General features: G+C 72.2%; 25 protein-coding genes. 14 read left to right on the top strand and 11 right to left on the bottom strand.

All coding sequences use genetic code 11. The features are described from left to right. Positions 1 to 25 precede the first annotated feature (25 nt). Together ACGFYQ_RS00430 and ACGFYQ_RS00425 are read right to left on the bottom strand one after the other, a co-directional pair. Positions 26 to 2,479, bottom strand: coding sequence for an HAD-IC family P-type ATPase (locus ACGFYQ_RS00430; protein WP_393738369.1), 2,454 nt, complete (start codon positions 2,477 to 2,479; stop codon positions 26 to 28). 154 nt (positions 2,480 to 2,633) lie between these two features. Next, a complete protein-coding gene (locus tag ACGFYQ_RS00425) occupies positions 2,634 to 2,909 on the bottom strand; it encodes a DUF2530 domain-containing protein (RefSeq protein ID WP_393738367.1) in 276 nt (91 codons plus the stop codon). 128 nt (positions 2,910 to 3,037) lie between these two features. Here ACGFYQ_RS00425 and ACGFYQ_RS00420 point away from each other — a divergent pair, with 128 nt between their 5' ends. After that, on the top strand, positions 3,038 to 4,492 hold the full coding sequence (locus ACGFYQ_RS00420; protein ID WP_393738365.1) for an NCS2 family permease: 1,455 nt from the start codon (positions 3,038 to 3,040) through the stop codon (positions 4,490 to 4,492). A gap of 49 nt (positions 4,493 to 4,541) precedes the next feature. On the opposite strand, the gene ACGFYQ_RS00415 is transcribed toward ACGFYQ_RS00420, so the two are convergent. Beyond that, positions 4,542 to 4,724, bottom strand: a complete 183-nt coding sequence (locus ACGFYQ_RS00415) for a hypothetical protein (RefSeq protein ID WP_030156886.1) — start codon at positions 4,722 to 4,724, stop codon at positions 4,542 to 4,544. A 118-nt stretch (positions 4,725 to 4,842) separates the two neighbouring features. On the opposite strand from ACGFYQ_RS00415, the gene ACGFYQ_RS00410 reads away from it, so the two are divergent. From ACGFYQ_RS00410 to thpR, 3 genes are all read left to right on the top strand, one after another. After that, complete coding sequence (locus tag ACGFYQ_RS00410; protein ID WP_267726860.1) at positions 4,843 to 5,280, top strand: MarR family winged helix-turn-helix transcriptional regulator; 438 nt, start codon at positions 4,843 to 4,845, stop codon at positions 5,278 to 5,280. A 26-nt stretch (positions 5,281 to 5,306) separates the two neighbouring features. After that, positions 5,307 to 6,647, top strand: a complete 1,341-nt coding sequence (locus ACGFYQ_RS00405; RefSeq protein ID WP_393738362.1) for an MFS transporter — start codon at positions 5,307 to 5,309, stop codon at positions 6,645 to 6,647. Between the two features lie 384 nt (positions 6,648 to 7,031). After that, the gene (gene thpR / locus ACGFYQ_RS00400; protein WP_393738360.1) at positions 7,032 to 7,586 is read left to right on the top strand and encodes an RNA 2',3'-cyclic phosphodiesterase; all 555 of its coding nucleotides are present in this window, start codon (positions 7,032 to 7,034) and stop codon (positions 7,584 to 7,586) included. Positions 7,587 to 7,624: 38 nt separating this feature from the next. Here the strand turns inward: thpR and ACGFYQ_RS00395 are convergent, their stop codons facing one another. Then, entirely contained in the window at positions 7,625 to 8,617 is a 993-nt protein-coding gene (locus ACGFYQ_RS00395) for a helix-turn-helix domain-containing protein (RefSeq protein ID WP_393738358.1), read from the bottom strand. 137 nt (positions 8,618 to 8,754) lie between these two features. On the opposite strand from ACGFYQ_RS00395, the gene ACGFYQ_RS00390 reads away from it, so the two are divergent. The 3 genes from ACGFYQ_RS00390 to ACGFYQ_RS00380 all read left to right on the top strand — a co-directional run bounded on the left by ACGFYQ_RS00390 (position 8,755) and on the right by ACGFYQ_RS00380 (position 10,621). Further along, the gene (locus ACGFYQ_RS00390; RefSeq protein ID WP_393738356.1) at positions 8,755 to 9,042 is read left to right on the top strand and encodes a hypothetical protein; all 288 of its coding nucleotides are present in this window, start codon (positions 8,755 to 8,757) and stop codon (positions 9,040 to 9,042) included. Positions 9,043 to 9,225: 183 nt separating this feature from the next. Next, positions 9,226 to 9,360, top strand: a complete 135-nt coding sequence (locus ACGFYQ_RS00385) for a hypothetical protein (protein WP_393738354.1) — start codon at positions 9,226 to 9,228, stop codon at positions 9,358 to 9,360. Between the two features lie 67 nt (positions 9,361 to 9,427). Next, positions 9,428 to 10,621, top strand: a complete 1,194-nt coding sequence (locus tag ACGFYQ_RS00380; RefSeq protein ID WP_393738352.1) for a tachylectin-related carbohydrate-binding protein — start codon at positions 9,428 to 9,430, stop codon at positions 10,619 to 10,621. A 40-nt stretch (positions 10,622 to 10,661) separates the two neighbouring features. On the opposite strand, the gene ACGFYQ_RS00375 is transcribed toward ACGFYQ_RS00380, so the two are convergent. Next, entirely contained in the window at positions 10,662 to 11,057 is a 396-nt protein-coding gene (locus ACGFYQ_RS00375) for a VOC family protein (RefSeq protein WP_393738350.1), read from the bottom strand. Between the two features lie 85 nt (positions 11,058 to 11,142). On the opposite strand from ACGFYQ_RS00375, the gene ACGFYQ_RS00370 reads away from it, so the two are divergent. Beyond that, positions 11,143 to 11,571 carry a MarR family winged helix-turn-helix transcriptional regulator gene (locus tag ACGFYQ_RS00370; RefSeq protein ID WP_393738349.1) on the top strand — a complete coding sequence of 143 codons (429 nt, stop codon included), beginning with the start codon at positions 11,143 to 11,145 and terminating at the stop codon, positions 11,569 to 11,571. Positions 11,572 to 11,736: 165 nt separating this feature from the next. Here the strand turns inward: ACGFYQ_RS00370 and ACGFYQ_RS00365 are convergent, their stop codons facing one another. Together ACGFYQ_RS00365 and ACGFYQ_RS00360 are read right to left on the bottom strand one after the other, a co-directional pair. Next, the gene (locus ACGFYQ_RS00365) at positions 11,737 to 12,726 is read right to left on the bottom strand and encodes an aldo/keto reductase (protein WP_393738348.1); all 990 of its coding nucleotides are present in this window, start codon (positions 12,724 to 12,726) and stop codon (positions 11,737 to 11,739) included. Positions 12,727 to 12,785: 59 nt separating this feature from the next. Then, on the bottom strand, positions 12,786 to 13,499 hold the full coding sequence (locus tag ACGFYQ_RS00360) for a GDSL-type esterase/lipase family protein (protein ID WP_393738347.1): 714 nt from the start codon (positions 13,497 to 13,499) through the stop codon (positions 12,786 to 12,788). A gap of 76 nt (positions 13,500 to 13,575) precedes the next feature. Between ACGFYQ_RS00360 and ACGFYQ_RS00355 the strand changes: the two genes are divergently transcribed. Then, positions 13,576 to 14,574 carry a WD40 repeat domain-containing protein gene (locus tag ACGFYQ_RS00355; protein WP_393738345.1) on the top strand — a complete coding sequence of 333 codons (999 nt, stop codon included), beginning with the start codon at positions 13,576 to 13,578 and terminating at the stop codon, positions 14,572 to 14,574. 674 nt (positions 14,575 to 15,248) lie between these two features. Here ACGFYQ_RS00355 and ACGFYQ_RS00350 read toward each other — a convergent pair. The 3 genes from ACGFYQ_RS00350 to ACGFYQ_RS00340 form a co-directional block, all read right to left on the bottom strand. Next, a complete protein-coding gene (locus ACGFYQ_RS00350) occupies positions 15,249 to 16,778 on the bottom strand; it encodes an SPFH domain-containing protein (RefSeq protein WP_393738343.1) in 1,530 nt (509 codons plus the stop codon). A gap of 138 nt (positions 16,779 to 16,916) precedes the next feature. Continuing rightward, positions 16,917 to 17,138: a hypothetical protein gene (locus ACGFYQ_RS00345; RefSeq protein ID WP_393738341.1), complete on the bottom strand. Its 222-nt coding sequence runs from the start codon at positions 17,136 to 17,138 to the stop codon at positions 16,917 to 16,919. A gap of 63 nt (positions 17,139 to 17,201) precedes the next feature. Next, the gene (locus ACGFYQ_RS00340; protein ID WP_393738339.1) at positions 17,202 to 18,119 is read right to left on the bottom strand and encodes a DUF3027 domain-containing protein; all 918 of its coding nucleotides are present in this window, start codon (positions 18,117 to 18,119) and stop codon (positions 17,202 to 17,204) included. Between the two features lie 327 nt (positions 18,120 to 18,446). Here ACGFYQ_RS00340 and ACGFYQ_RS00335 point away from each other — a divergent pair, with 327 nt between their 5' ends. From ACGFYQ_RS00335 to ACGFYQ_RS00320, 4 genes are all read left to right on the top strand, one after another. Further along, entirely contained in the window at positions 18,447 to 19,829 is a 1,383-nt protein-coding gene (locus ACGFYQ_RS00335; protein WP_393738337.1) for an MFS transporter, read from the top strand. 214 nt (positions 19,830 to 20,043) lie between these two features. Then, positions 20,044 to 20,535 (top strand): DUF2771 domain-containing protein, encoded by a 492-nt coding sequence (locus tag ACGFYQ_RS00330; protein WP_393738335.1) that lies wholly within the window; start codon positions 20,044 to 20,046, stop codon positions 20,533 to 20,535. A 13-nt stretch (positions 20,536 to 20,548) separates the two neighbouring features. Beyond that, positions 20,549 to 21,271 carry a futalosine hydrolase gene (locus ACGFYQ_RS00325; protein WP_393738333.1) on the top strand — a complete coding sequence of 241 codons (723 nt, stop codon included), beginning with the start codon at positions 20,549 to 20,551 and terminating at the stop codon, positions 21,269 to 21,271. Continuing rightward, on the top strand, positions 21,261 to 22,109 hold the full coding sequence (locus ACGFYQ_RS00320) for a 1,4-dihydroxy-6-naphthoate synthase (protein WP_393738331.1): 849 nt from the start codon (positions 21,261 to 21,263) through the stop codon (positions 22,107 to 22,109). The genes ACGFYQ_RS00325 and ACGFYQ_RS00320 overlap by 11 nt, the downstream gene beginning before the upstream one ends. Before the next feature lie 82 nt (positions 22,110 to 22,191). Here ACGFYQ_RS00320 and ACGFYQ_RS00315 read toward each other — a convergent pair whose 3' ends face one another. Continuing rightward, a complete protein-coding gene (locus ACGFYQ_RS00315; RefSeq protein ID WP_393738329.1) occupies positions 22,192 to 22,575 on the bottom strand; it encodes a cold-shock protein in 384 nt (127 codons plus the stop codon). A gap of 187 nt (positions 22,576 to 22,762) precedes the next feature. Between ACGFYQ_RS00315 and ACGFYQ_RS00310 the strand changes: the two genes are divergently transcribed. After that, positions 22,763 to 23,014 carry a hypothetical protein gene (locus tag ACGFYQ_RS00310; RefSeq protein ID WP_362395699.1) on the top strand — a complete coding sequence of 84 codons (252 nt, stop codon included), beginning with the start codon at positions 22,763 to 22,765 and terminating at the stop codon, positions 23,012 to 23,014. Positions 23,015 to 23,031 lie beyond the last annotated feature (17 nt).

Raw genomic sequence — 23,031 nt, 5'->3', positions numbered from 1 at the left:
GCCCTGTGGAGGGCTCAAGCTGCGGTCACGCCGGGAACCTCCGGTCGACCCAGCGGAACGTGAACTCGATCAGGGTCGCGGCGCCGGCCGCCACGGCCACGGCGGTCCACGGCATCGTCGTGCCCTCCAGCTTGAGCTGGAAGAAGTCCTGGAGCCACGGCACGACCAGCACGATCAGGAAGGCGCCGCCCATCGCGCCGACCAGGCCCACCCGCCACCACGTGTACGGGCGGGCGATGATCGCCAGCACCCACATCGTGGTCAGGAACAGCGTCAGCGTCGCCGCGCTCGTCTCGGCCTGGAGGGCGCCCTCGCCGGTGTAGTAGTGGCGGGCGATCAGGTACGTCACGAAGGTGGCGGTCCCCGCGATCGCGCCGCCCGGGATCGCGTAGCGCATCACGCGTTTCACGAAGTGCGGCTTCGCGCGCTCCTTGTTCGGGGCCAGGGCCAGGAAGAAGGCCGGGATGCCGATGGTCAGGGTGGACAGCAGCGTCAGGTGACGGGGCAGGAAGGGGTACTCGACCTGCGAGCAGACCACCAGGATGGCCAGCAGCACCGAGTAGACCGTCTTCGTGAGGAAGAGGGTCGCCACCCGGGTGATGTTGCCGATGACCCGGCGGCCTTCGGCGACCACCGAGGGAAGGGTCGAGAAGCTGTTGTCGAGGAGGACGATCTGGGCCACGGCCCTGGTGGCCTCGGAGCCGGAGCCCATCGATACGCCGATGTCGGCGTCCTTGAGGGCGAGCACGTCGTTGACGCCGTCGCCGGTCATCGCGACGGTGTGGCCCTTGGACTGGAGGGCCCCGACCATGTCCCGCTTCTGCTGCGGGCTGACCCGTCCGAAGACGGAGTTGGCGTCGAGGACCTTCGCCATGTCGGCCTGTTCGGCGGGGAGCCCCCGGGCGTCGACGGTGTTCTCCGCGCCCGGCAGGCCCAGCTTGCCGGCGACCGCGCCGACGGAGACGGCGTTGTCGCCGGAGATGACCTTGGCCTTGACGTCCTGGTCGTCGAAGTAGCGCAGCGTGTCGGCGGCCTCGGGGCGCAGCCGCTGCTCCAGGACGACCAGGGCGGTCGGCCGGACACCGGTGGCGACGGCCGCGTCGTCCAGTTCCCGGGCGGAGCGGGCCAGCAGGAGGACCCGTAGGCCCTGCTCGTTGAGGCCGCTGATCTCGTCGAGGGCCGGGTCCCCGGCGGGGAGGAGCACGTCGGGGGCGCCGAGCAGCCAGGTGTTGTTCTCGCCGTCGCCCTCGCTGAAGCTGGCGCCGCTGTACTTGCGGGCGGAGGAGAACGGCAGGGACTCGGTGCAGCGCCACTCCGCGCTGTCGGGGTAGGCGTCGATGATCGCCTGGAGGCTGGCGTTGGGGCGGGGGTCGGACTCGCCGAGGGCGCCGAGCACCTTCTTGACGTACGCCGGATCCGTGCCGCCGAGCGGGCGGAGCTCGGTGACGTCCATGCCGCCCTCGGTGAGGGTGCCGGTCTTGTCGAGGCAGACCACGTCGACGCGGGCGAGGCCCTCGATGGCGGGCAGCTCCTGGACCAGGCACTGCTTGCGGCCGAGCCGGATGACGCCGATGGCGAAGGCCACGGAGGTGAGGAGGACGAGCCCCTCGGGGATCATCGGGACGATGCCGCCGACGGTCCGGGCGATGGAGTCCTTGAGGTTGTTGTCCTTGACGATCAGCTGGCTGATGATCAGGCCGATCGAGGTCGGGATCATCATCCAGGTGACGTACTTGAGGATGGTGGAGATGCCGGAGCGCAGCTCGGAGTGGACGAGGGTGAAGCGGGAGGCTTCCTCGGCCAGCTGGGCGGCGTAGGCCTCGCGGCCCACCTTGGTGGCGGTGAACGCGCCGCCTCCGGCGACGACGAAGGAGCCGGACATGACCTGGTCGCCGGCCTTCTTCAGGACGGGGTCGGCCTCGCCGGTGAGCAGGGACTCGTCGATCTCCAGGCCGTCGGCCTCGCCGACGGATCCGTCGACGACGACCTTGTCGCCGGGGCCGAGTTCGATGACGTCGCCCAGGACGATCTCGGAGGTGGAGATCTCGGCGGTCCGGCCGTCGCGGCGCACGCTCGGTTTGGCCTCGCCGATGACGGCGAGGCTGTCGAGGGTCTTCTTGGCGCGCAGTTCCTGGATGATGCCGATGCCGGTGTTCGCGATGATCACGAAGCCGAAGAGGCTGTCCTGGATCGGGGCGACGAAGAGCATGATCACCCAGAGCACGCCGATGATCGCGTTGAACCGGGTGAAGACGTTGGCGCGGACGATGTCGGTCGTGGAGCGGCTGCTGCGGACGGGGACGTCGTTGACCTCACCGCGCGCGACGCGCTCGGCGACCTCGGTCGTGGTCAGCCCGGCGGGCTTGAACCGGGGCGCCGGTGGCCGCATCGGGTGGACCGGGTCGAGCTCGGCCCCCGCGTCGATGGCGGCGCCGGCCCGGTCCGGTCCGTCCTGATCGATCTTCGGCCGCTGCGTCATGCTTTCGACGTTAAAGGGGGTTGGTGGGCTTCACCCGCCGAGCGGGCGGAAGATCCGACTTCGGGATGACCCGAATCGTCCCTGGGTCGCCCCCGTGCGGTCCCGCGCGTCAATCTCCCCCGGACTCCGTCCGGGGGGACCCTCAGGCGGGGCTCTAATCCGCCTGCTCGGCCTCGGCGGCCCGTTCCGCCGCGTGCCGCTTGAGGGCGGCGTCGCGGCCCCGGACGTACCAGATGCCGATCAGGCCGAGGAAGCCGCCGGCCGCGCAGGTCCAGACCCACCACAGGAGATCCCGGTCGGCGAACCAGCCGTAGAAGGGGAGCTGGACCACGAACATGGCGAACCACAGGATCGTGCCGCCGGTGACGGTGGCGACGACCGGGCCCTCCAGGGGCTCGGGCGCCTCGTGCTTGGGAGTCCATTTCGCCATGCGGCAAGTCTAGGTGCGCGGATTCCATGTCTACGCGCGGAGATGGACGCTCCTTCGTTCATGTGTTCATACTGAAACGGTTTGGGCGCGGCCCATTTTCTTCGTATGAACCACCCAATGAGGACCGTATGAGCACCCCGGCCCCCGCCCCCGCGGCCACCCTCCCGGAGCCCTCCCCCCAGGGAACATCGGGCCTCGACCGCTACTTCAAGATCTCCGAGCGCGGCTCGACCGTGGCCCGCGAGGTCCGCGGCGGCCTGGCGACCTTCTTCGCGATGGCCTACATCATCGTGCTGAACCCGATCATCCTGGGCAGCGCGAAGGACATGTACGGGCACCAGCTCGACGGCGGCCAGCTCGTCACCGCCACCGTCCTGACGGCCGCCTTCTCCACGCTCCTCATGGGTGTCATCGGCAACGTCCCGATCGCCCTGGCCGCCGGCCTCGGCGTCAACACCGTCGTCGCACTCCAGCTCGCCCCGCGCATGAGCTGGGCCGACGCCATGGGCATGGTGGTCCTGGCCGGCTTCGTGGTGATGCTGCTCGTCGCCACCGGCCTGCGCGAGCGGGTCATGAACGCCGTCCCGGTGGGCCTGCGCAAGGGCATCGCGATCGGCATCGGCCTGTTCATCATGCTGATCGGCCTGGTCGACTCGGGCTTCGTCTCCCGCATCCCGGACGCCGCGCACACCACCGTCCCGCTCCAGCTCGGTGCGGGCGGCCACCTGCACGGCTGGCCCGTACTGGTCTTCGTCGTCGGCGTGCTGCTCACCCTCGCCCTGCTGATCCGCAAGACGCCGGGCGCGATCCTGATCTCCATCGTGGTGATGACCGTCGTCGCGGTCGCCGTCCAGCTCGTCGCCGGGCTGCCGGGCGAGGCCTGGGGCCTCACCGTCCCCGAGTGGCCGGGCAACCCGGTGGCCGCGCCCGACTTCGGGCTCGTCGGCCAGGTCAGCCTGTTCGGCGGGTTCGAGAAGGTCGGGATGCTGACCGGCGTCCTCTTCGTCTTCACCGTGCTGCTGTCCTGCTTCTTCGACGCCATGGGCACGATCCTGGGCGTCGGCGACGAGGCGAAGCTGATCGACAAGAACGGCGACTTCCCCGGCATCAACAAGGTCCTGCTGATCGACGGCCTGGCCGTCGCCTCGGGCGGTGCGACCTCCTCCTCGGCCACCACCTGCTTCGTGGAGTCCACGGCCGGGGTCGGCGAGGGCGCCCGTACGGGTCTGGCGAACGTCGTGACGGGCGGCCTCTTCGCCGTGGCGCTGTTCCTGACCCCGCTCGCCACCATGGTCCCGTCCCAGGCGGCCACCCCCGCCCTGGTGGCGGTCGGCTTCCTGATCCTGGCGGGCTCGGTCAAGGACATCGACTGGAGCGACTTCACCATCGCCGTCCCGGCCTTCCTGGCCATGGTGATGATGCCCTTCACCTACTCGATCACCAACGGCATCGGCATCGGCTTCGTGAGCTTCTGCGCGCTGCGGCTGGCGACCGGCCGGGGCCGCGAGGTCCCGGTGGCCATGTACGTCGTGTCGGCGGTGTTCGTCTTCTACTACGCGATGCCGGCACTGGGCCTCACGTAGGCCTCACGCCGCAAGGCCTCACGCCGCAAGGCCTCACATGATCAGGTGATTAGGTGAGGCCGTAGAACTTCTCTGTCTCGTCGACGGCCGCCTTGAAGCGTTCGTCGAAGTCGTCGCGAATGAGCGTCCGGACCACATAGTCCTGGACGCTCATTCCGCGTTTGGCGGCATGAGTCCGGAGCCTGTCGAGGAGCTCCCCGTCTATGCGCATGCTCAGCACATGTGTCCCCATGCCGAAAGAGTCGGGGCAGAGGGTAGGGACGCGTGTCACTTTCCGCCGCCGACTCACCCGTATGAGTGACGACCCATAATGGTGTTCCTTAGGTTGGGTAATGAGTTACTCTAAAGACATGCACGACCTCTCCCATGGCGACGACGCTGCCGCCGTGAACGACCTCCGCTCCGCCGTCATGCGACTGGGCCGGCGCCTGAAGCACCAGCGCGTCGACGAGTCGCTGAGCCCGACCGAGATGTCGGTCCTCGGCACCCTCGCCCGCTGCGGCCAGGCCACGCCTGGCGAGCTGGCCCGGCGCGAGCACGTACAGCCGCCGTCGATGACGCGCATCGTCGCGCTGCTGGAGGCCAAGGGACTGGTCACGCTGGAGCCGCACCCGGACGACCGCCGCCAGAAGGTGGTCCGCCAGACGGAGGAAGCCGAGGCGATGCTCGAAGAGAGCCGCCGCAAGCGCAACGCCTTCCTGGCCGGGCTCGCGGCCGAGCTGACCGAGGACGAATGGGCCAAGCTGCGCGAAGCCGCGCCCGTCCTGGAGAAGCTCGCCCACTTGTAAGGAACGACGCCAGGAGGCGAACGCTTTTGAGTACGGGAACCGGAGCAGACTCCGCACCCGGCCATACATCCACCCCCAACACAACCCCCGCGGGCAAGAACTCGATGTTCAGCTCGCTGAAGATCCGGAACTACCGGCTCTTCGCGACGGGCCAGGTCGTCTCGAACACCGGCACCTGGATGCAGCGCATCGCGCAGGACTGGCTGGTCCTCTCCCTGACCGGGTCCGCGTCCGCCGTCGGCATCACGATCGCCCTGCAGTTCCTGCCGATGCTGATGTTCGGCCTCTACGGAGGCGTACTCGCCGACCGGCTGCCGAAGCGGCCGCTGCTGCTCGTCACCCAGAGCGCGATGGGCCTGACCGGCATCGCCCTCGCCGTGCTCACCCTGGCGGGACACGTCCAGGTCTGGCACGTCTACCTCGCCGCCTTCGCACTCGGCCTGGTCACCGTCGTGGACAATCCGGCGCGGCAGACCTTCGTACCCGAGATGGTCGGCAAGGACCAGGTCGCCAACGCCGTCAGTCTGAATTCGGCCAACTTCCAGTCCGCGCGGCTGGTCGGCCCGGCGATCGCCGGTGTGCTGATCACCGCCGTCGGCTCCGGCTGGGCCTTCCTGCTGAACGGACTGTCCTTCGCCGCGCCCATCGCCGGCCTCCTGATGATGCGGACGTCCGAACTGCACCCCGTCGAGCCGCAGCCCCGCGCCAAGGGGCAGCTCCGCGAAGGCCTGCAGTACGTCGCCGGCCGCCCGGAGCTGATCTGGCCGATCGTGCTCGTGGGCTTCATCGGCACCTTCGGGTTCAACTTCCCGATCTGGCTGTCGGCGTTCGTGAGCGACGTCTTCCACGGGGACGCGGGCACGTACGGGCTCTTCAACACCCTGATCGCGGCCGGCTCCCTGGCGGGCGCCCTGCTCTCGGCCCGGCGCGGACACTCCCGGCTGCGGCTGCTGGTGGCGGCGGCCGTGCTGTTCTCGGGGCTGCTGCTCGTGACCGCCTTCGCGCCCGGCTTCTGGCTGTTCGCCGCGCTGCTCGTGCCCATCGGGATCTTCGGCCTGACGGTCAACGTGACGGCCAACTCCAGCGTGCAGATGGCGACCGACCCCGAGATGCGGGGGCGGGTCATGGCCCTGTTCATGATGGTCTTCACCGGCGGCACCCCGCTGGGGGCTCCGCTGCTGGGCTGGATCACGGACACCTACGGCGCGCGGATCGGCATGGCCGCGGGTGGTGTCGTCTCGCTGCTCGCCTCTGCCGGGATCGCGGTGGTCCTGGCCCGCGTGGGCAACCTCCGCCTGCGCGTGAACCGCCACGGCGTGGCGTTCGTCCCCTCGCCGCGCCCCCGGGACCTGGTGCCCGCGGCGTAACCCTGCCACCCCTGCGGCCCGGCCTCCGGGGCTCCGCCCAGGCCCCGCGCCGGGTCGTCGGGCCCCTGGCGGCCCGGCCTCCTGGGGCTCCGCCCCAGACCCTCCCCCAGACTCCGTCCGGGGGGACCCCCACGCCTCAAACGCCGGCGGGGCTGAATGTGCCCTGCGGGCAATCCAGCCCGCGCCGGCAGGCGACCTCAGCCAAATCCAGCCCCGCCGGCGATTGAGGCGCGGGGTACGGGGCGGAGCCCCGGATCTTCGAGCGCCGCCGGGCGTGAGGCGCAGGGTCGGGGGCGGAGCCGCCGGGCAGATTCCAGCCCCGCCGGCGATTGAGGCGCGGGGAGCCCCGGCCGTGCCCCCGGCGGCGGCGCTAGGCTCGGCGGTATGAGACTGTTCGCCGCCGTCCTGCCGCCCGAAGCGGCCCTGGCCGAGCTGCGGGACGCCGTACGCCCGCTGCGCGACGACCGGTTGAAGTGGACCGGCGAGCCGGCCTGGCACTTCACGCTCGCCTTCATGGGCGAAGTACGGGACGAGGTGCTCCCCGAACTGCACGCACGGCTCGCCCGCGCCGCGACCCGCACCGCGCCGTTCCCGCTCCGACTGCACGGCGTCGGCCATTTCGGCGACCGCGCGCTGTGGGTCGGCGCCGCCGGGGACCTCGACACGATGCGGCTGCTCGCGGAACGGGCCGACGCCGCCGCCCGGCGGGCCGGGGTGCCCATGGAACAGCACCGCCGCTACACCCCGCACCTCACCCTCGGCCGGTCCCGCGACGGCACGGTCCCGCTGCGCCCCTACCTGGACGCCCTCGCGGGCTTCGAGGGCACGCCCTGGCAGGCCGACACCCTCAGCCTCGTCCGCAGCAACCTGCCCGTCAGCGGCGTCCCCGGCGAGCAGCCCCGCTACGAGACCGTCGGGGCGTGGCCGCTGCACGGCTGACGGCCGCGAGCCGGCCTGATCGACAAGCCGCCTAGGGCCTAGTGACGCGACGGCAGCCAGCCCTCCTGCACGGCGCGGACGCCCGCCTCGAAGCGGCTGCGCGCGCCGAGCCGTTCCATCAGCTCGTTCGCGATGCGCCTGGCCGTCCGCGAGGACACTCCCAGCCGCTTGGCGATCGCCTCGTCCGTGTGTCCCTCCGCCAGCAGCCGGACCGCCTCCGACTGCTGGGCGGTCAGCCCGTGCGGACCCAGTACCACCGCCTCCGCCAGCGGCTGCGCCGACGCCCACGTCGACTCGAAGAGCGCGCACAGCGCGACCAGCATGCCGTGCCCGGTCAGGACCACCGCGCCGGCCGCCGAATCGTCGCTCACCGGGATCAGCGCGGTGGAACGGTCCACGATGAGCATCCGGGTCGGCAGTGACGGCGCCGTACGGACCTGCCCGCCCAGCTCCGTCAGCCAGTTGGCGTGCTCGACGGAGTGCCGGCTGTTGCGCACGCTGTCCAGGTAGACCGTGCGCATGCGTATCCCGCGTTCGAGCAACGCCTTGTTCAGCGGGCGCGAAGCGGCGATGTTCGACTCGGTCAGCGTGGCATCGGGCGAGAAGGCGAGCAGTTCCTCCTTCGTCTCCCGGGTCAGCGCCACCAGCCGGTCGCGGACCGCGTCGAGGCCGATGAGCTGCTCGACGCCCGGGTGGCTGGCAACGGGCCGCAGTTCGGAGTACTCGGAGATCAGCCGGGCCGCCGCAGCCCGCGAAGCCTCCAGCCGCTGCTGCCGGGAGGCGAGTTCGGCCTGCCCCCGGGCCATCAGGATCTCCATGCCGATGTCCGGGGACACCGCCCGCAGCCGACCGGCGTCGTCGGCCGACGGCTGGACCAGCGCGAGCTCGCTGAGCAGGTCCAGGGCCGTGCGTACCTCGTCCTCGGTGGCCCCCACCGCGGCGGCCAGCGCCGCCACACCCGCCGTGGGCTGCATGAGCATGGCCCGGTAGACGGCCTCGGCTCTGGCATCGAGTCCCAGTTCGGTCAACACGTATGTCCCCCAACCCCATTGGCACTTCGGTGGCGCGATCATCCCATCGTCCCGGAAGCTGGCCCGTTCCGTCCACGACCACAAGAGGCCAGCCGGATCGATGTCTACGACGGGCCGGCCGGGGAGACCGTTGACGCATGTATCTCGTCCACGCCCGCCTGCGTACGGTCCCTCCGGCCGGCCTCCCCGACGACCTGCGCGAGGCGGCCCGCGCGGGCCTGGATCCCGGCGACCGGATCGAGCACCTGGCCGTGCACCCGCAGCCCGCCGGGCACTTCACGCTCGGCCTCTACCTGGTGGCGGACTCCCTGGAGGAGGCCGAGCGGCGCGCCGAGTCCGTCTGCCGGCGCCTGCTCGCCACCGGGGCGCTGCCGGACGCGCGGCTGCTGGGTGTCGGCGTACCGCTCATGCCCGTGCACCGATGACCTGTGTCCGCATCCGTCCAGGGACGGTTTGGGCCAGCGGGAACCTCTTCTCCCCCTGCCGGACGGCGACTTAGCTATGCGTCACCGGAACGGACCGGCGCCACCGCGGGGCGCGGAACCGACCGGACGACACCGCCACTCGACGAACTCGCCTCACGGCGCACGCGAAGGGATCCGCCCGTCATGACCACCACCCGCATCCTCCAGGCCGCCGCGGTCGCCCTCCTCACCCTCGCCCTCGGGACCCCCGCCGTCGCCGCCTCGCTGCCGGCCCCCCAGCCGCCGGTCGCCTCGACGAACGACATGGGCTGGCAGTAGCCGCCGGTACGCGCACCGACGTCCCGCCCCCGCATCGCACCCGAACCTTCCCGAGGGAGACCCCCCAGTGGCCGTCCGTCACGCTGCCCGCAAGACCTCCGGCGCCGTCCTCTCCGGCGCGATCGCCGCCGGCCTGCTGACCGCCGTCACCATCGCCGCCCCGGCCGCCCAGGCCGCGACCACCTGCACCGGCACCGCCTCGGTCTACGGGGTCCTCCCCGACGGACGCCTCACCTTCAGCGCCATCAGCCCGTCGACCGGCAACCTCTCGCGGGTGCGCATCGGTCCGGCCCTCGGTTTCGAACCGAAGGCGATGGCGACCCTCAACTTCAATACGGTGCTGGTGACTTCGACGGCCGGCGCGCTCTACCGGGTCGATGTGCTGACGAACAACAACGCCCTGGAAGTGTCCGGCGTCGTGAAGATCGCCGACAGCGGATGGACCCACGACAAGCTGACGTACGACGGCCACGGCCACCTGTACGGCACCACCGCCGCGGGCACCCTGCTCCAGTACCTCGTCTCGCAGGACAAGCCGGCGGGCTCCCAGCACATCGGCCAGCGCAAGGAGATCGGCACCGGCTTCACGCTGAAGACCCTCGCCGCGGCCGCCGACGACCGCCTGGTGGCCACGACCTCCGACGGGCGCCTCCTCTCGTACAAGGTGAACGCGGACGGCACCTGGGACCGCGACGACCTGAAGCCCTCCGGCTGGTCCGCCTTCGACCAGCTCGTCTCGCCCGGCGGCGGCCTCTACTACGGCCGGATAGCCACGACCGGCTCCATGTACTGGTACAAGGACGCCAACCCGGCCGACGGCAGCGGCACCGACATCACCTACCACAACGACGACCCCGTCACGGCGGGCGGCTGGACGCAGAAGCTGCTGTCCGCGCAGCCGGACACCTTCAAGTGCACCACCTCCGTGGACACCGTCGACCGCGACAACATCTCCGAGGTCAAGGCGGCAGGCCGGAACATGATGAACACGTACGACGCGGGCTGGGCCAACGCGACCCAGTGGGACTGCCTGGAGCGGCTCTGGGACCGCGAGAGCGGCTGGCGCTGGAACGCCGACAACCCGAGCTCCGAGGCGTACGGCATCCCGCAGTCCAACCCCGGTTCGAAGATGTCGGTCTACGGCGACGACTGGCGCACCAACCCCATCACGCAGATCAAGTGGGGACTGAACTACATCGACGACCGCTACTCCACGCCGTGCGGTGCCTGGAACCACTCCCAGGAAACCGGCTGGTACTAGGCCGCGGCCGCGGCCCCGGCGGTGGCGGTGGCGGTCACGGTCAGGCGTCGTGCATGGTGACGGCGTAGCCCTCGGGCCCGGTGAAGGTGAACATCCTGCCGAACGGGCCGTCCTCGGGTGCCTTGAGGATGGGGACGCCGGCGGCCTGGAGCCGGTCGTGCAGAGCCTGCGCGTCGGGGGTCCGGAACCACAGGGCGACCCCGAGGCCGGGCCGCTCGACCGCGTCGAGATCCACGCCCGGCAGCGGCTCGCGGACGGCGAACGGGATCGGCTCGGTGGCGAACACCACGGCGTGGGGCGGCGAGACGGCCGCCCGGCGCAGCCCGAGGTGGTTCTCGTAGAAGGCGGCGGCCGCTTCGACGTCGCGCACCTGCAAGGCGATGAAGTCCGGCCCGCCGACGGTGTCGGCGCTTGTGTCGGTGACGGTGACGGTCATGAGTGCTCCTCGATCCATTCGCAATGTCAGGACTTTGACATAGGGGAAGTTAGACGTCTCCCCGCCCGCATGTCAAACTCCTGACATGCATGATGACGTGACCGAGCGCCTGGGATACCGCCTCAAGCGCGCCGCCGCCGCGCTGCGCGGCGCGATGGACAAAGCTCTGCGCGAGCACGGCCTGACCGTGCCGCAGTACGCCTGCCTCGAACTCCTCGACCAGCGCCCCGGCCTGTCCAACGCCGAGCTGGCCCGCGGCACCTTCGTCACGCGGCAGTCCATGAACGTGGTCCTGCGCGGACTGCAGGACGCCGGCCTCATCACCCGGCCGGCCACCACCGACCGCGGCCGCGCCCTGCCCGCCCACCTCACCGACGAGGGCCACCGCCGCCTCGCGGCGGCCCGCTCCGCCGTCTACGCCATCGACCAGCGCATGACCGACGCCGTCCCGCAGGAGCGCCTCGCCCGGCTCCTCGCCGACCTCGACCGCATGGCCGCGGTCCTCGACGCGTGAGAACGGCCACGGCCCCGCCCCCTCCGTGCGAGGGGCGGGGCCGGTCGCGTTAGTCTCGACGGGTGGATCCCAAGACCAGAAACCGCGTGATGGCCGGTGTGCTCGTACTGATGTTCGTCGTCGTGGCCGTGGCGGCCGCCGTCGGCCAGTAGCCCGGCCCGCCGCCTACCAGGCGAACGCCTCCGGCGACGGCCCCGGACCCGGGAAGATCTCGTCCAGGCCCGCCAGCAGCTCCTCCGACAGCTCCAGCTCGACCGCGCGCAGCGCCGAGTCGAGCTGCTCCTTCGTACGCGGCCCGACGATCGGTCCCGTGACCCCGGGGCGGGTCAGCAGCCAGGCCAGCGCGACCTCCCCCGGCTCCAGACCGTGCTTGGCCAGCAGGTCCTCGTACGCCTGCACCTGCGCCCGTACGGAGCTGCTGGACAGCGCGTCCGCCGAGCGGCCCGACGCGCTGCGCCCCGACTCGGCGGCCTTGCGGATGGCGCCGCCCAGCAGGCCCCCGTGGAGCGGGGACCACGGGATCACGCCGAGCCCGTACGCCTCGGCGGCCGGGACGACCTCCATCTCGGCGCGCCGCTCGGCGAGGTTGTAGAGGCACTGCTCGCTGACCAGCCCGAGCCGCCCCGTGCGCGCCGCGGTCTCGTTGGCCTGGGCGATCTTCCAGCCGGGGAAGTTCGAGGAGCCCGCGTAGAGGATCTTGCCCTGCTGGATCAGGACCTCGACGGCCTGCCAGATCTCCTCGAAGGGGGTCCGCCGGTCCACGTGGTGGAACTGGTAGAGGTCGATGTAGTCGGTCTGGAGCCGCTTGAGGCTGGCGTCGACGGCCCGCCGGATGTTCAGCGCCGACAGGCGGTCGTAGTTGGGCCAGTCCTCGCCGTGGGGGGCCATGCCGCCGTAGACCTTGGTGGCGAGCACGGTCTTCTCGCGGCGGCGGCCGCCCTGGGCGAACCAGGTGCCGATGATCTCCTCGGTGCGGCCCTTGTTCTCGCCCCACCCGTAGACATTGGCGGTGTCGAAGAAGTTGATGCCCGCGTCGAGGGCGGAGTCCATGATCGAGTGGCTTTCGGGCTCCCCGGTCTGGGGGCCGAAGTTCATGGTGCCGAGTACAAGTCGGCTGACCTTGAGGCCGGTGCGTCCGAGCTGCGTGTACTTCATGGGTCACCAGCCAACTGCTTGGAGTGGACTCCAGGCAAGACCCCGCCACGACGGGCGTGTTACAGCCCCGGACGGCCCCCGCCGGCCGCCCACGGCCCCTGGTAGGGGCCGCCGATGCCCCAGGCCTGGTGGAGGGCCGCCGCGAACTCCCCCGCCAGGCGGTGCTCGCCCGAGGCGTTGGGGTGGGTGCCGTCGTAGGTGTCGTGGTGGATGTCGTACGACTGCGGGCGCGCGGCCAGCAGGATCGGCGACGCGTCGGTCGTCAGATCGGCCACCGCCTTCGCCAGGAGCTCGTTGAAGCGGGCGACCTCGGCCGCGAACGGCGCGTCCTCCTCGGCCCGGACGTTCGGGATGACCGGGAGGAGCACCATCCGGACGGCCGGCCGGGCCTCGCGCGCGGCCGCGATGAAACGGCGGGCGTTGGCGGCGGTCTCGTCGGCCTTGGTGTAGAAACCGAGGTCGATCAGGCCGAGGGAGACGAGCAGCACGTCGGCCCGGCCCGCGCGGGCGGCGGGGCCGATCAGGGGGGCCATGTGCTGCCAGCCCTCGCCCCAGCCGGCCAGGTGGCGGCGGGCGTCCCGCGGGAAGGCCGGGTCGGCGTACGCGTGGCTGGTGGGCGCGTCGGCGGAGGTGTCGTACAGCTCGGAGCGCGGCCCGACGATCTCGTACGGGCCGCCGAGGGTCGAGTTGAGGTGCTGCCACATCCGGTAGCGCCAGGTGTAGTCGCCGGCGCGTCCGATGGTCATGGAGTCGCCGACGAACATGAAACGCATCCGGTCATCATCGCGGATCACGCGACTGGAGCATCTGTGATGCCGGACACGCGGTGCGGCCTGGCAGGCTTGAGGGATGCGCCTGCTGCCGTTGTCGTCCGCCTCCGCCGCCCTCGCTCTCGTCCTGCTGCCGACCGCGGCCTCCTCCGCGTTCGCGGCGGAGGCCACCGGGGCGTCGTCGTTCACGATAAGCGATCCGCGGATCAAGGAGTCGAGCGGGCTGGCGGCCAGCCGGATCCACCCCGGCGTGTACTGGACGCACAACGACAGCGACGACGGGCCGTACGTCTACGCGGTGGACTCGGCGACCGGCAGGACGGTGGCCCGGGTCACGCTGACCGGAATCGGGAAGCCGCGCGACGTCGAGGCGATCTCGCTCGGACCGGACGGGCAGTTGTACGTCGGTGACATCGGGGACAACCGGGACGGCACCTGGGACCACGTGTGGATCTACCGGTTCCCGGAACCGAAGGAGCTGGGCGACAGCACGGTCAAGGCCGCGCAGTTCACGGTGCGGTACGCGGACGGGCCGCGGAACGCGGAGGCGCTGATGGTGCATCCGGTGACGGGGCGGGTGTACATCGCGAGCAAGAACGAGAGCAAGGGCGGGCTGTACGAGGGCCCGGAGCAGCTGTCGGCGAGCGGGACGAACGTGTTCCGGCGGGTCGCGGACGTGCCGTGGGTGACGGACGGGGCGTTCTCCCCCGACGGGGGCCGGCTGACCCTGCGGGGCTACTTCACGGCCCGTACGTACCCGTGGAAGGACGGCCGGCCGGAGGGTGGGGGCGAGCGGTTGGACGCGCCGTGGCAGGGGCAGGCGGAGTCGGTGACGTACGCGGCGGACGGGTCGGCGCTGATGTTCGGCGCGGAGGGTGCCGACAGCCGCGTCGTGGCGGTCCCGCTGGCCGCGGCGGCCTCTCCCTCCGCCGCGCCGCAGCCCGGCTCCCCGCCGCAGCCGGCGCCCTCCCCGGAGCCGCCGGGCACCTTCGGGAAGGGAGCCCTTGTCCTGGCGGCGGCCCTGGCCCTGACGTTCGCCGCGAAGCGCCTCTTCCGCCGCCCGCGCCCGAACAAGTAGCCCCCGCCTGGGCCGCCGCGCCTCCACGGGCTGCCGCGCCCATGCCGCCTGCAGCGCCGGGCCCTGCGGGATGCCGCGCCCACGCCCGCCTGCAGCGCCGGGGCCCTGCGGGATGCCGCGCCATGCCCGCCTGCAGCGCCGCTGCCGGGGCCCTGCGGGATGCCGCGCCCATGCCCGCCCCTGCGGCACCGCTGCCGGGGCTCCAGGGGTGCCGCGCCCATGCCCGCCTGCCGCGCCGCTGCCGGGGCTCCGCCCCAGACCCCGCGCCTCAAACGCCGGCGGGGCTGGATTTGCCGGACCTCGGCCCCGGAAGTGCGCGGAGCCCAATGTCAGCCCCGCCGGCGATTGAGGCGCGGGGTACGGGGCGGAGCCCCGGCCTTTCAGCCCCGCCGGCGATTGAGGCGCCGGGTACGGGGCGGAGCCCCGGTCTTTCAGCCCCGCCGGCGATTGAGGCGCCGGGTACGGGGCGGAGCCCCGGTCTTCCAGCCCCGCCGGCGTTTGAGGCGCGGGGTACGGGGCGGAGCCCCGGTCTTTCAGCCCCGCCGGCGATTGAGGCGCGGGGCGCGGGGCGGAGCCCCGGTCCTTTGAGCCCCGCCGGCGATTGAGGCGCGGGGCGCGGGGGCGGCGCCTCCGACGGCGGCGGGGCGGGTGGCAACGGGCCGGGGGTGGGCGGGTCAGTCCTCGTGGATCGGGATGCGGCCGTTCACCGCGGGACCGGTCGGGCCGGAGGAGGCCGCGGGACCGGTCGGGCCGGAGGAGGCTGCGGGACCGGTCGGGACGGAAGCCGCCGCGGGGCCGGCGGAGCCGGGGGGCTGGGACATCGACGCCAGGAGCTGGCGGGCCACGCCCAGGCCCGTGCCGCCCATCGTCAGGGCCTTGGCGAACATCTCCGACATGCCCTCCGCCCCGTTCAGCAGGACCATGTGCTCCACGTTCCCGAAGGCCCCCGCGCCCGCCTCCACGATCGCCGGCCAGTTCTCGGCCAGCTGCTGCGCGACCACCGCCTCCTGGTTCTCCGCCAGGGCCGCCGCCCGCGCCTTGATCGCTTCCGCCTCGGCGAGACCCTTCGCCTTCGCCGAGGCGGCCTCCGCCAGACCTCGCGCCTGCGTGGCCGCCGCCTCCGCCTCACCCGTGGCCCGGGTCGCGGTCGCCGCCGCGAGCCCCCGGGCCTCCGTGGCCCTGGCGTCGGCCGCCGCCGCCGTCGTCACCCGCGTAGCCTCCGCGGCGGCCGCCAGCTCCGTCTCCTTCGCCTTGGCCTGCGCCGCCGAGATCCGGGCGTCGCGTTCGGCCTCCGCCCGGGTCCGCGTCTCGTACGCCGCCGCGTCCGCCGGCTTGCGTACGTCCGCCTGCAGCTGCTGCTCCCGCCGGTGCGCCTCCAGCTCCGCGACCCGGGTCTCCTGCACGACGACCTCCTGCCGCGCCGCCGCCTCCGACAGCGGGCCCGCCTGCCGGGCGGTCGCCGCGGCCTTGTCCCGTTCGGCCTGGTAGCCGGCCTGGAGGATCTCGCTGTCGCGGGTGGCCTCCGACATCCGGGCGAACGCGGCCTGTTCGGCCTCGGTCGCCAGCCGGTTCGCCTCGGCCTGCGCGATCCGCGCGTCCCGCTGCACGGCCGCCGCGTGCGGCATCGCCAGGTTCTTGATGTAGCCCGTCGGGTCCTCGATCTCGTGGATCTGGAGCGAGTCGACGATCAGGCCCAGCTTCTCCATCTCGGTACCGCAGGCCGCCCGGGTCTGGCCGGTCAGCTTCTCCCGGTCCCGGATCATGTCCTCGACCGTCAACCCGCCCACGATGGACCGCAGATGACCGGCGAAGACGATGTGCACCCGCTCGGGCATCATCTTCTGCTGGTCCAGGAAACGGCGCGCGGCGTTGGCGATGGACACGAAGTCGTCGCCGATCTTGAAGATGACCACGCCCTTGACGCGCAGCGGGATGCCCTGGTGGGTCACGCAGTCGACGTTCAGCTGCGTCTCGTTGAGGTCCAGCGACAGCTTCCGCACCGCCTGTACCCCGGGCAGGACCAGCGTCCCGCGCCCGGTGACGATCCGGAACCCCATGCCCTCGCCGATGCCCTCGGTCTTGTGCGCGGAACCGGAGATGACGAGTGCCTCGTTGGGTTCGGCCACCCGCCACATGAGCTTGAACAGGCCGATCAGAGCCAGAATTGCGGCGAGAACGATTCCCGCCACGACGCCGATAGCCATCGGCAACGCCCCCTTAGCGCGGTGCCGTTCGACACCGACGAGGGCGAGTCTGCGCCTGCCGCGCACCGGCGGGAAGACGCGCGCGAGGTCTTGTCGCCATCTTGATACGCACAGGTCGCGACGGGGCCCGGCCGGGTCTCAGTTGTCGTAGGCCGCCATCACGTACACCGTGCGCGGTGGCAGGTACTCGACGACGGTCACCACCGTGCCGACGGGCAGCCGGCCGGTGCCGTGGACGGGGTGCGCGAGGAAGTGCTCGGCTCCGCCGCGGATCCGTACGATCACCTCGCCGACCAGTCCCGGCCCGACCGTCCCGGTCACCCGCCCGGCCATCCCCACCATGTCCACGTCGTCCCCCATGGCCCGAGACTACGCCCCTGCGGGCCGCCTCCCGGGGCTCCGCCCCGGCAGCCGGGCCGCAGGCTACGAGTGGCCCAGGTCCGCGGCCGGGAGGTCCGAGACCGGGACCGAGCCGGTGTCGGGGGCCGGGCGGAGGAGGAACTCGTCCGAGGCCATGGAGTCGAGCACCGGCGGAGCCGGCCGCAGCGGCGCCGGCATGACCGCGGCCTCCGAGTGCCCGCCGCACCCGTAGGACAGGGAGACCAGCCGGCCGTCGGCCGGGCTGAACTCGTTCGCGCAAACCCCGAACGCCTGGCCCAGCGAGCCGCCGATCGCGACCAGGAAGCCGCAGGAGACGCACGACGCGGGCGCCGCCTGCGCCATCGGGGTCTTCGCGCCGAACGACTCGTCCCAGCGGTCGGCCGCGGTGTGCAGCCCGTACCGCGACAGCACACGCGCGCGCCGCATGCCCAGCTCTTCGGCGACCGAGGTGATGGAGCCGCGCACCGGGACCACCGCGCGGTCGGTGACGTCGGCGTCCTCCGCCTCGACCAGTTCGGCCATCTCGGTGGAGACCACCGAGTTCGGCGGCGGCGCGTCCTCGCCCGACCAGCCCGGCTCCAGGCGCAGGTCGTCGGACTCGGTGGGCAGCAGGTCGCCGGGGCCCATGTCGCCGGGGCGCAGCCGCTCGCTCCACGGCACCCATTCGGGGGCGAGCAGCGCGTCGTCGCCGGGCAGCAGCACCGTTTCGTCGAGCGTGACGTTCTTCGCGCGGGAGGCACGGGTCACCGTGACGGCCCAGCGCCAGCCCCGGTAGCCCGGTTCCTTGGACTCGAAGAAGTGCGTGACGACGCGGTCACCCTCCGCCACGGCGGAGACGTGGGCGCCCACCACGCCGGGGAAGGCGGCCTCCTCGGCCGCCGCGCGGGCGAGTTCTACCGCCTCGACGCACAGGCGGTCGGGGGTACGCGGGGTACGGCTTCGCGTCGTCGCAGCACTCACTGGTCTCGTTCTCTCCTACGCCGTCTCACGAGTGCGCCGTCCGTACTGTCGTCCACAACGACCCGTCGGTCCTGTCCGTACGTGGAGCGGGCGGAGCGGACCAGAGGGCCGCGTCGACGTCCGCACCCGATCGGACTCCGGGCGCACCTTTATGCGATCCATTCTGCGGGATCGCGAAGAGGCGCGCGGCCAAGAGCAACCGCCGGTGGCGCGCTACGCACGCTACCTCCTCCGAAGCCCCGGGCCCACATGCAAGGTCCGATTCGCGGACAAGCCCACGAGTGAGGGAGCGTCCGCGACGCGCCGGGAGGGGTCCGGGAGGGCCCCGTGGGGCACTATGGCCAGGTGGCACCCGTACGGTCGTCCGACGACGGCTCGGGACCGGCCAGGCGGGCCGGCCGGGCCGTCGGGCGTGCCCTGCACCTGCCGATCACCGGTACGGCGCGCGGCATCCGGCGGGCCACTCACGCGCACGGGGCGGGTGAATCGGGCCTCGGCAAGCTGATCGAGCTGCACGCCATCAACGGCGCCGGCGACATGATGATCACGGTGGCGCTGGCCTCGACGGTGTTCTTCTCCGTCCCCACGGACGAGGCGCGCGGCCGGGTGGCCCTGTACCTGGCCATCACGATGGCCCCCTTCACCCTGCTCGCCCCGGTGATCGGCCCGATGCTGGACCGGCTGCCGCACGGCCGGCGGGCCTCGATGGCGGCCGCGATGCTGGCCCGGGCGCTGCTGGCGCTGATGATGTCGGGCGCGGTGGCCACGGGCGGGCTGGAGCTGTATCCGGCGGCGCTGGGGGTGCTGGTCGCGTCCAAGGCGTACGGAGTGGTGCGCAGCGCCGTGGTCCCGCGGCTACTGCCGCCCAAATTCTCACTCGTCAAGGCGAACTCCCGGGTCACGCTGGCGGGCCTGCTGGCCACGGGCGTGGCGGCGCCGGTGGGCGCCGCCCTGCACGCGATCGGGCCGGAGTGGCCGCTGTACGGGGCCTGCGTGATCTTCATCTGGGGCACCTTCGCGGCGTTCACGCTGCCGCACAAGGTGGACGAGGCCAAGGGCGAGCGGCGGGCCCGGCTCTCCACGCACGAGGCGCACTCGCGGCGGCCGGGGCTGCGGACGGTCAGCCGCTCGGTCCTGTGCGGCCTGCTGGCGAACGCCTCGATGCGCGCGCTGTCCGGCTTCCTGATCTTCTTCCTGGCGTTCCTGCTGCGCGAGCACCCCCTGGCGGGGCAGAGCGCGGCGGTGTCGCTGGGGATCGTGGCCGTCTCGGCGGGCGTGGGCAACGCGTGCGGTACGGCGGTGGGCGCGTGGCTGCGGGCCAGGGCGCCGGAGGCGATCATCGCGGCGGTGCTGAGCCTGACCCTCGGGGTCGCGATCCTGGCGGCGGCCTTCTTCAGCGGCCTCTTCATGGCCGTGCTCGCCGCCACGGCGGGCTTCTGCCAGGCGCTGGCGAAGCTGTCGCTGGACGCGATGATCCAGCGGGACGTCCCGGAGGCGGTGCGCACCTCCGCCTTCGCCCGGTCGGAGACGGTGCTCCAAGTGGCGTGGGTGCTGGGCGGCGCGATCGGCATCGTCCTCCCCCTGAACGGCGTCCTGGGCATGTCGGTGGCCGCGGCCATGGTCGCCCTGGGCACGACCATGGCCTACCGAGGCCTCGTAGGAGCCCCCCGCCACCACCACCCGGGCACCTCCCGCCCAAGGGTGGCCTGACACCCGGCCCCACTACACCCAGCCCCACCACCCAGGCCCCGCCACACCCAGGCCCGCCACATCCAGGCCCGCCACATCCAGCCCCGCCGGCGTTTGAGGCGCGGGGTCCGGGGCGGAGCCCCGGCAACGGCGCCGCACCCGAACACCACGCCGCACCGCAGGCCAGGGGACCCCATGCTGCGGCGCAGCCCAAGGGCCCGATAGCCTTCGGCTCATGACCGCACCGCTTTTCTCGGGTAGGGCCCGCCGCAGCGTCGCGGCCCTCGGAGCCGTTTCCGCCGGCCTCCTCCTCCTCTCCGCATGCGGCGACAAGCCGACGTCGCTGGCCACCGTGACGGTCGGCACCTCGTCGGTGTCCGCCGAAGCCGCCTGCCACGACGGCAAGGAGTCGCTCACCATGGAGAGGCTCCAGGAGTGCCTCACCGAGGCGAAGAACTCCAAGACCCTCGAGTACGGGCGGGGTGACACCCTGCGTCTCGGGGTCGACCCCGAGGTCGTCGAGGACGGCAAGAAGTGGCAGGCGTTCCTGGACGGCCAGCAGATCACCGAGCCGTCCGAGAACACCTACCGCAGCTTCCCGGGCGCCGACGTCTTCGCCACCGGCGGCCAGGGCGAGGCCCCCGCCTCGAAGAAGCTGGCGTTCGTCCAGCTCGGCGAGGACGGCAAGCCGATCTCCGTCTGGACCTTCGACCTCAAGCTCAAGTAACCGGACGGCACCGGTGCGCGCGCTCGTCGTGACCGCGGTGGCGGCGGAGGCAGACTCCGTCGCGGCCGGTCTGACCCCTCATCCGGACGCTCCCGGTCCTGAGTCGCGCACCCTGCCAGGTGGTTACCGCATCACCCGGCGGGACCTCCCGGGCGTCGCCTTCGACGTCCTCGTCGCGGGCGTCGGCCCGGCGGCGGCCGCCGCCGGCGCCGCCACCGCCCTGGTCCTCGCCGACTACACGCTCGTCGTCTCCGCCGGCATCGGCGGCGGGTTCCAGCCCGCCGCCCCGCCCGGCTCCCTCGTGGTCGCGGACGCGATCGTCGCCGCCGACCTGGGCGCCGAGACCCCCGAGGGTTTCGTGGACGTACGGGCTCTCGGCTTCGGGCACAGCGTGCACCTGCCGCCGCCCGAGCTCGCCGCGCGCGCCGCCGAGGCGACCGGGGCGCTGCTCGCACCCGTGCTGACCGTCTCCACCGTCACCGGGACCGCCGCCCGGGCCGCCGAGCTCGCCGCCCGGCACCCGATGGCGGGGGCCGAGGCCATGGAGGGTTTCGGGGTCGCGGAGGCGGCCGTCGCGCACGGGCTGCCCGTACTGGAGATCCGCGCCGTGTCCAACGCCGTGGGCCCGCGTGACCGTGCCGCCTGGCGGATCGGGGACGCCCTCGCCGCCCTCGCCGACGGCTTCCGCACGCTGGGGCCCGTACTCGCGAACTGGGGAGAACGCCATGAGCGGTAACGCCGTGAAGATCGCCTACTCGCCCTGCCCGAACGACACCTTCGTCTTCGACGCCTGGGCGCACAACCGCGTCCCGGGCGCGCCCGCCCTCGACGTGACCTTCGCCGACATCGACATCACCAACGGCATGGCCGAGCGCGGCGAGCTGGACGTGCTGAAGGTGTCGTACGCCGTGCTGCCGTGGGTGCTGGAGGAGTACGCGCTGCTGCCCTGCGGCGGCGCCCTGGGGCGCGGCTGCGGCCCGTTGGTCCTGACCCGTGAGCCGGGTGTGGACCTCGCGGGGAAGACCGTGGCGGTGCCGAGCGAACGCTCCACCGCGTACCTGCTGTTCCGGCTGTGGGCGGCGGACGTGCTGCCCGACGGGGTCGGCAAGGTGGTCGTGCTGCCGTTCAACGAGATCATGCCGGCGGTGCGCGACGGCCGGGTGGACGCCGGACTGGTCATCCACGAGGCCCGGTTCACCTATCAGGACTACGGGCTGCACTGCCTGGCCGACATGGGCGAGCACTGGGAGTCCACGACCGGCCTGCCGATCCCGCTCGGTGCGATCATCGCCAAGCGTTCGCTGGGCGAGCAGCGGCTGCGCGCGCTCGCCGAGTCCGCCCGTACGTCGGTCCGGATGGCCTGGGACGACCCCGAGGCGTCCCGCCCGTACGTACGCGCCCACGCGCAGGAGCTGGACCCGGCCGTCGCGGACCAGCACATCGGGCTCTACGTCAACGAGTTCACCGCCGACCTCGGCGACGCCGGTTACGCGGCCGTGCGCGGGCTGCTGACCCGGGCGGCGGCCGAGGGGCTGGTACCGGCCATTTCGCCCGGCTCGCTGGCCTTCCCGTAGTCCGCGGACGCCCTCGGAAGTCCTCGAGAACGACGGTGCCCCGCCACTCTCGCGAGTGGCGGGGCACCGTCGTTCGTACGGCTCAGACGTCGAGCTGGTCGGCCACCGCGCGCAGCAGGCCGGCGATCTTCCCGCCGTGCACCTTGTCGGGGTAGCGGCCGCGCTCCAGCATCGGAGTGATGTTCTCCAGCAGCGTCGTGAGGTCCTGCACGATCGAGGCCAGCTCGTCGGGCTTGCGGCGCTGCGCCGCCGCGACGGACGGCGTCGGGTCCAGTACCGTCACCGAAAGTGCCTGGTCACCGCGTTGCCCGGCGACGACGCCGAACTCGACGCGCTGGCCGGGCTTGAGGGAGTCGACCCCGGCAGGGAGCACCGACGAGTGGACGAAGACGTCGCCGCCGTCGTCGCGGGAGAGAAAGCCGAAGCCCTTCTCACTGTTGAACCATTTGACCTTGCCGGTAGGCACGTCCGTCCTCTGTCCTTGTGCTCGTCGGGGTCCGGAATGCCGTGGAACGGCTCCGGATAACAGCGCAGCGGGTCATGGATGACCCGCCACCTCAAGGCTAATGGTCGAGGGCCGGGTGACAAGACGTTCCCCGGTCCTTCGCGGGCGGCCGCTTCGGCCGCTTCGGCCTGGGAACTACCCTGGTCGGGTGACTGTTACTCCTCATTCCGACGAAGCGCGGCCCGGCGACGCACTGGTGAAGACCGGCGGCATCGTGTTCATCGCGGGCGCCGTGGCCACGCTCGTGACGATGGCCCCGCTGTTCCTCGACATCGACCCGTTCCCGTCGTACGCGTGGGCGGTGTGCATGCTGATGGGCGTCGGCTTCGCCATCTCCGCGGCGGGCGTGCTCCGCTCGGCCGCGGCGCAGCGCAAGGCGGCCCGGGCCTCGCAGGCGTGACCCGGGTGGGCTCGCAG

Origin of the sequence: Streptomyces sp. NPDC048258 (assembly GCF_043201995.1) — a bacterium.
In the GTDB taxonomy this organism is placed as follows: domain Bacteria; phylum Actinomycetota; class Actinomycetes; order Streptomycetales; family Streptomycetaceae; genus Streptomyces.
This window is presented reverse-complemented; position numbering and strand designations above follow the sequence as displayed.